The organism is Alkalibacterium indicireducens (assembly GCF_039522005.1).
Classification (GTDB): Bacteria; Bacillota; Bacilli; order Lactobacillales; family Carnobacteriaceae_A; genus Alkalibacterium; species Alkalibacterium indicireducens.
On sequence record NZ_BAAADA010000054.1, the window covers coordinates 1 to 7,147 of the forward strand.

Here is a 7,147-nt window from a genome sequence, read left to right on the forward strand (position 1 = left end):
CTTCTTTCTTTTTGTCTACTTTAATTTCTTGCCCTACTATTTTACTTTCCGACAACTATTTTACACATAGGTTATAAATGGGTAACAAATGCCAAGCTAATGTTACAGAAAAATGACTGGCCTGCCGGTGTCATCCAGGAAAAAGACCTTCAGACCAGCTCAAGCTGATTTGAAGGTCTTTGCTTGTTTAATTAGCTAACTTTCTGCCCATCTTCATCATAAAAGATAGGATTCATCTGTGTTTCCACTGTTTCTTCGGTTATAACGACTTTCTTAATGTCCGGTCTGCTGGGCACTTCAAACATGATATCCATCATAATGCTTTCAATGATCGATCTCAGCCCACGCGCACCAGTATCTCGTTCGATTGCCTTTTTACCGATTCCACGAAGAGCCTGCTCCTCAAATTCAAGTTCTACCTCATCGATTTGCAGCAGTTTTTTATACTGTTTAACCAGCGAGTTTTTAGGCTTCGTCAGAATTTCGACCAGATCGTCTTCATTCAGCTTCTCAAGTACAGCTGTAATCGGGAGTCTACCGATAAATTCAGGAATCAGACCATATTTCAGTAAGTCTTCAGGTATGATCTGCTGCATGATGCTCTGCTTCTCATCTGCTTCTTTACGCTTGCTTGCAGCACCAAATCCGATCACTTTATCCCCCAGACGATTTTTTACAATCGTTTCTATTCCGTCGAAGGCCCCTCCGACAATAAAGAGTATATTAGTTGTATCAATCTGAATCAGTTCCTGATGAGGGTGTTTTCTGCCTCCTTGAGGCGGCACACTTGCAGTCGTTCCTTCAAGAATTTTTAAAAGCGCTTGTTGTACACCTTCCCCACTGACGTCTCTTGTGATAGAGACATTTTCCGACTTGCGGGCGATTTTATCGATCTCATCGACATAAATGATTCCGCGTTGTGCCAGCTCTACATCGTAATCAGCTGACTGGAGGAGTTTCAGTAGAATGTTCTCAACATCTTCTCCAACATACCCCGCTTCGGTCAGATTCGTTGCATCAGCTATTGCAAAAGGAACGTTCAGAATGCGTGCAAGCGTCTGTGCCAGGTACGTTTTACCCGACCCTGTAGGACCGATCAGACAGATGTTACTTTTCTGAAGTTCAATGTCATCTTCTGTGTCTTCATCTAGACTGTTGATACGTTTGTAGTGATTGTATACCGCTACAGAAAGAGCTTTTTTAGCCGCTTCCTGACCAATGATATACTCATTCAGTATTTCTCGAATCTCATGAGGCTTAGGAACGTTCATTTCACCGTCGAATGACTGCTTGCTGAACTCTTCTTCCATAATTTCCTGGCATAAGTCAACACATTCATTACAGATATAAACGCCAGGACCTGCCACGATTTTCTTTACCTGCTCCTGTGATTTCCCGCAGAATGAACATGAGATATTTCCTTTTTGATCGTCATCGTTAAACATAGGCACGGTCACCTCTCTCATAGCCTAATAAGATTTTATGAATTTATGAAAAACGGGAATGCACGTTAGGCATTCCCATTTACATTTAAACAGTTTTACGCTTCGTCTGACTCTTCTGCTGCTTCAAGTGTTTCTTTAGCAGTTGAAGTGATCAGGTCAATTGCTTTTTTCAATGAGATGTCTCTGTTAAGAAGGTCTGGAGAAAGTACGCTGCGTACTTGGTCTTCAGGCATGTTGTACTGCTCAGCCAGATCAGAGATTTCTTTTTCTATGTCTTCCTCAGTTGCATCAAGGTTCTCCGCTTCAACAATTGCTTCAAGTACCAGGTTCGTGCGTACGTTAAATTCTGCATCGCCTTCGAACTGCTTGTGAAGATTCTGTTCTGTTGAGTTTGTCATCTGGTAGTACATTTCAGGTGAAATGCCCTGCTGTTTCAAGTTGTTCAGGAACATATCCATCTGACGGTGTACTTCTTCGTGAGCCATTTCATGTGGAATCTCTTCAATTTTAGCGTTTTCTACTGCTTTTCTGATAGCTTCGTCATCTCTGGCATCGTCAGCGGCAGTAGTCTTGCTTTCTTCAAGTTCTTTGCGGATTTTTTCTTTCAATTCATCCACTGTTTCTACGTCTTCATCAAGATCTTTAACGAACTCATCGTCAAGTTCAGGCAATTCTTTCACTTTAACTTCGTGAACCTTGACTTTAAATACAGCTTCTTTTCCAGCAAGTTCATCTGAGTGATACTCTTCAGGGAAAGTAACTGTAACGTCTTTCTCGTCTCCTGCTTTAACGCCAACCAGCTGATCTTCAAAACCAGGGATGAATGAGTTAGATCCAAGAACTAGTGAGTGGTTCTCACCTTTTCCACCTTCAAATGCTTCATCGCCAACGAATCCTTCGTAATCGATGACAACAGTGTCGCCTTCTTCTGCTGCATCTTCTTTAATAGTCAGTTCAGCAAGGCTTTCACGACGGCGATCCAGTGCTGCATCTACGTCTTCTTCAGAAACGTTACGATCCTGTTTGGCTACTTCGATTTCTTTGTACTGTCCAAGCTCAACTTCAGGTTTAAGAGTGACTTCAGCAATCAGTTCCCAATCCTGGTTCTTTTCAACTGATTTGATATCAATATTAGGCTGAGCTACAGGCTCGATGCCAGCTTCCTGTACAGCTTTAGAATAAGCTGCAGGCAGCAGGTCGTTAAGCGTGTCTTCGTAAAGTGCAGCTTCACCGTACATCTGATTGAAAATACGTCGTGGCACTCGTCCTTTACGGAATCCTGGTACGTTCAAGTTTTTCTGAACTTTCTTAAATGTTTTATCCAGTCCTTTTTGTACTGTTTCTTGATCGATCGTGAATTCCAGACGGCCTGTTGTAGCACCTGTTTTTTCAAAATTTGTTTCCATGTATAATTACCCTCCGAATTGATTAGTCTGCTAGCAATCGTCATTATTTCCAACTCTGCGGAAATAAGCCTATTCACTATTTTTTATTTAAACATACTTAATTATCATACAATATTTAAAGGCTAATGTAAACTGCGGATGCTTAATTCACAGCAACTCCTGATACACTCTGCTGACCCAGCTGTTAATATAAGCCTGTTTCTCCTCAGACACTTGTTCAACTGCATCCTGCTCGGGCTGTATCCCCTCTGCTATTGTATAAATCCATGCTGTAATATCTTCTTTTTGAATGGCTTCATCGATAAACGGAAAGAGCATGAGAAGAACAGCATTCGCTTCCTGTTCGACCAGCACTTTTAATGAAGGATTACTGATGAAGATTTCTTCAATTTTAGAATACGTGTCCTGTACGACCGGATGATTTTCAAACGTGCTCATAGTTGCTGGTGTGACCTTTCTAGTCTCATTCAGCCAAGTATATGAAAAAGACTGATTTACTCTTCTGTCAATAAGTACAGACAGAAATCCGGACCGGGCAAACGGATGAACGTATGGGTTCTGAAAAACAGATGGTGCCGCATGAATCAAATTGTCCGTCTTCATCTCATCCGCTTCCTGAATCAGAGCAAACTGCTCATCAGGCGTCAATGAGGCTAAAGAAAACAGTTTTTTCTTGCGCTCGATTTCTGTCTGGTGACGTTCTTTTTCTGCTTCAAGTTTTTTCTGCTCTAAAGTGTCCTTAAGATTCTGCCAGCTGGCCAAGTTTTCCGAAGTAGCTAACCTGATTTCATCGTCCAGCAATTTTTGAGCTAACAAAAACTGGTAATTGTAGATAAGCAGCTCGATATAAACAAGCAGTCTCTTTTCGTTTGTCAGGTAAAAGGATTCTTTCTCTTCTGCGTAGTCAAGTGCTTCACTGATCTGCCCATTCTGAAATAATGTCGACACCAGCAGAATATTCAGGCTGTTTTCATCTTTGATCGCATATGCCTTTTTCATATGTGTAATTGCCCGCTTATAGTCTGCGTCCTGCAGCGCACTCAATGCATGATGCATATATGTCCCGTAGTTCTTAGGGAATTCTATCTTATCTCCCATATCACAACACTCCTCAGCTATATTGTACCACAAGCCTTCTGCTGCAAAACATGGAATAAATAAAAGCAACAGGATCATTCCATCCCATTGCTTCAACTAATATTGTCTGAATCGGTCATATCGCTTACGTATGAGCTCATTCTTTGAAACTCGAACGAGTTCAAAAAGCTTTTCATCAATTTCTTTTTTCATATTGGCGATAATCTGATTTTTTTCAAGTACTTCTTTTTTTTCAGTCTCAGGTATCACTTTTTCGATGATCCCAAGCTTCAGCAAATCAGACGAAGTCAGCTTCATCAGTTCAGCTGCATCGCTGGCTTTCTTGGCATCTTTCCATAGAATAGACGCGAATCCTTCAGGTGACAGGATGGAATAAATTGAGAACTCCATCATCCATACTTCATCAGATAATGCCAGAGCTAACGCACCCCCGCTTCCTCCTTCTCCTATGATTACTGAGAGAACAGGCACGGAAAGATCACTCATTTCCATCAAGTTCCGGGCAATCGCTTCACCCTGACCCCTTTCTTCGGCTTCAACTCCACAGTATGCCCCAGAGGTGTTGATAAAGTTGAGAACGGGTCTATTGAACTTCTCAGCTTGTTTCATTAGTCGAAGAGATTTACGGTACCCTTCCGGGTGTGCCGATCCAAAGTTAGTTCGGACATTTTCCTCGACTGTTGTCCCTTTCTGGTTCCCAATTACAGTCACTGCCCGGCCGTTCAGTTTCCCGATTCCACCAATGATAGCAGGATCGTCTTTAAACACTCTGTCACCATGCAGTTCGATGAAGTCATCGATCATCATACTTGTAATGTCTTTCATATTGATTCGATCGGTTTTTCTGGCAGAGGATACCACAGACATGACATCATTCATTCAGACTCCTCCTTTACTGTTCCTTCTGGATCGACATGCAGTTCCAGAAGCTGACTAATTACAGATTTTAATTTTTCCCGTTCGACGATCTGGTCTATAAAACCATTTTTTAATACTGTCTCAGCAAGCTGGAAGTCATCAGGCAGAGATTCTTTGATTGTCTGTTCAATCACCCGTTTACCCGCAAAACCTATTAGTGCTCCTGGTTCAGCCAGTATGATGTCTCCAAGCATAGCAAAGCTTGCTGTCACCCCACCTGTTGTAGGATCGGTGATCACTGTCAGATAAAAGAGCCCCTTTTCTGAATGCCTTTTAATTGCCGCGCTGGTTTTAGCCATCTGCATAAGCGAAAAGATTCCTTCCTGCATTCTGGCGCCACCGGATGCTGTAAAAAGTACAACAGGTAAATTTTTTTCAGTCGCTCTTTCAAATAACCGGGTTATTTTTTCTCCAACGGCCTGGCCCATGCTTCCCATAATGAAGTGTGAATCCATAATTCCAATGGCCGATTCAATTGAATTAAATCGTGCCTGCCCGGTCAGAACAGCCTCCCTTAATCCGGTATTTATTTGGACGTTCTGAATTTTTTCTTCATATCCTGGAAATTGAAGTGGATCTGACGCATGCACCTCGCCGTCCCATTCTGAGAAACTATTTGGATCAACAGTGAGTGCCAGTCTTTCCTGAGCACGGATACGTAAGGCGTAGTGACAGTTAGGACATATTCTTTCCTGTCCTAAACTCTTTACGTACACGGACTGTTTACATTGAGGACATTTTTCAAACATCCCATCCGGAACAGTCGGCCCGTTTTGAGAGGTGCTTTTCTGTATAGAAATATAGGGCCTTTTTTTAAATAGCCTCATTCTCCGCCTCCTTCTCGTTCAACCAGTCAGGAATGATCTGCTGGGACAAGGTTTCCGTCGTATACTCACCAGATTCAAATACTTCATGACTTAGAAGATCATGCTGAAAATCAAGGTTAGTCTGGATACCTTCTACAACCATTTCGTCGAGCGCCCGGATCATTTTGCGTACAGCATCTTCTCTAGTCTGACCATGAGTAATTATCTTTGCAATCATCGAATCATAGTGGGGCGGAATTATTCCTCCCGCAAACATCGCTGTATCCACACGCAGACCTAAGCCGCCCGATGGCATGTTCAGGTACGTGATTTCTCCTGGAGAAGGTGCAAAATTGAAAGCAGGGTTCTCAGCATTGATACGACATTCTATCGCGTGTCCTTTAAATTCAATATCTTCCTGAGTCACAGTCAGTGGCAGTCCGGCAGCAATCCGGATCTGTTCCTTGACGATATCGACATGAGTGATCATTTCAGTAATAGGATGCTCAACTTGTATGCGCGTATTCATTTCCATGAAGTAGTACTGCTCGTTCTGATCAACTAAAAACTCGATCGTGCCGGCATTTTTGTACCTTACTCCCTGAGCAGCTCTCACTGCACTCATACAGATATTCTCTCTAGCTTCATCTGTCAAAGAGGAGCTGGGTGCTTCCTCAACGATCTTCTGATGGTTTCTTTGAAGAGAACAGTCTCTTTCACCAAGATGGATAACATTTCCGTGATGGTCAGCCAGAATCTGCACTTCGATATGCTTGGCTGGCGTAATGATCTTTTCTACATACATACGGTTATCATTGAATGCTGCTTTCGATTCAGACTGCGCCTGAAGAAAGCTGGCTTCCAGCAGATCTGAGTCGAATACCATACGCATCCCTTTACCGCCCCCGCCGGCTACTGCTTTTATAATCACAGGAAGGCCGATAGACTGGACGTGTTCATGCAGCTCATCCAAGGTCGTAATAGATGAATTGCTTCCAGGAATGACGGGTACATTAGCCTTCTGCATCATTTCTCTCGCGTTGGACTTATTCCCCATCTGTTCGATCGTTTCCTTATCAGGTCCGATAAATGTAATATTCACTTCTTCACACATCGCAGCAAATAGACTATTTTCGGAAAGAAAACCAAAACCGGGATGAATAGCTTCCGCACCTGTCAGTACCGCTGCACTCAGAATATTATGTATATTCAGGTACGAATCTGACGCTTTAGGTGGACCAATACAAACCGCTTCGTCTGCCAGCTGCATATGAAGGGCATCTTCGTCGGCAGTAGAATAGATGGCTACCGTTTTGATGCCCAGTTCTTTGCAGGCCCGAATAATACGTACAGCTATTTCACCTCTGTTGGCTACTAATATTTTTTCAAACATGCCTAACCCTTCCTCGTATAATAAGTTTGTAGTTAAGAATTGTTCTTAACTTAGTTGATTGATTAACTGTTTGAAAGAATG

General features: G+C 42.6%; 6 protein-coding genes. All 6 read right to left on the bottom strand.

The window, feature by feature from the left end; translation table 11 throughout:
• Positions 1-191: 191 nt before the first annotated feature.
• Positions 192-1,445 carry an ATP-dependent Clp protease ATP-binding subunit ClpX gene (gene clpX, locus ABFX15_RS03825; RefSeq protein ID WP_346024179.1) on the bottom strand — a complete coding sequence of 418 codons (1,254 nt, stop codon included), beginning with the start codon at positions 1,443-1,445 and terminating at the stop codon, positions 192-194.
• A gap of 95 nt (positions 1,446-1,540) precedes the next feature.
• Complete coding sequence (tig, locus tag ABFX15_RS03830) at positions 1,541-2,851, bottom strand: trigger factor (protein ID WP_346024180.1); 1,311 nt, start codon at positions 2,849-2,851, stop codon at positions 1,541-1,543.
• A gap of 147 nt (positions 2,852-2,998) precedes the next feature.
• A complete protein-coding gene (locus ABFX15_RS03835) occupies positions 2,999-3,949 on the bottom strand; it encodes a hypothetical protein (protein WP_346024181.1) in 951 nt (316 codons plus the stop codon).
• A 96-nt stretch (positions 3,950-4,045) separates the two neighbouring features.
• Positions 4,046-4,828, bottom strand: coding sequence for an acetyl-CoA carboxylase carboxyltransferase subunit alpha (locus tag ABFX15_RS03840; protein ID WP_346024182.1), 783 nt, complete (start codon positions 4,826-4,828; stop codon positions 4,046-4,048).
• Entirely contained in the window at positions 4,825-5,694 is an 870-nt protein-coding gene (gene accD, locus ABFX15_RS03845; protein WP_346024183.1) for an acetyl-CoA carboxylase, carboxyltransferase subunit beta, read from the bottom strand. Before accD ends, ABFX15_RS03840 begins: the two co-directional genes overlap by 4 nt.
• On the bottom strand, positions 5,681-7,066 hold the full coding sequence (gene accC / locus ABFX15_RS03850) for an acetyl-CoA carboxylase biotin carboxylase subunit (protein WP_346024184.1): 1,386 nt from the start codon (positions 7,064-7,066) through the stop codon (positions 5,681-5,683). The genes accD and accC overlap by 14 nt, the downstream gene beginning before the upstream one ends.
• Positions 7,067-7,147: the final 81 nt, after the last annotated feature.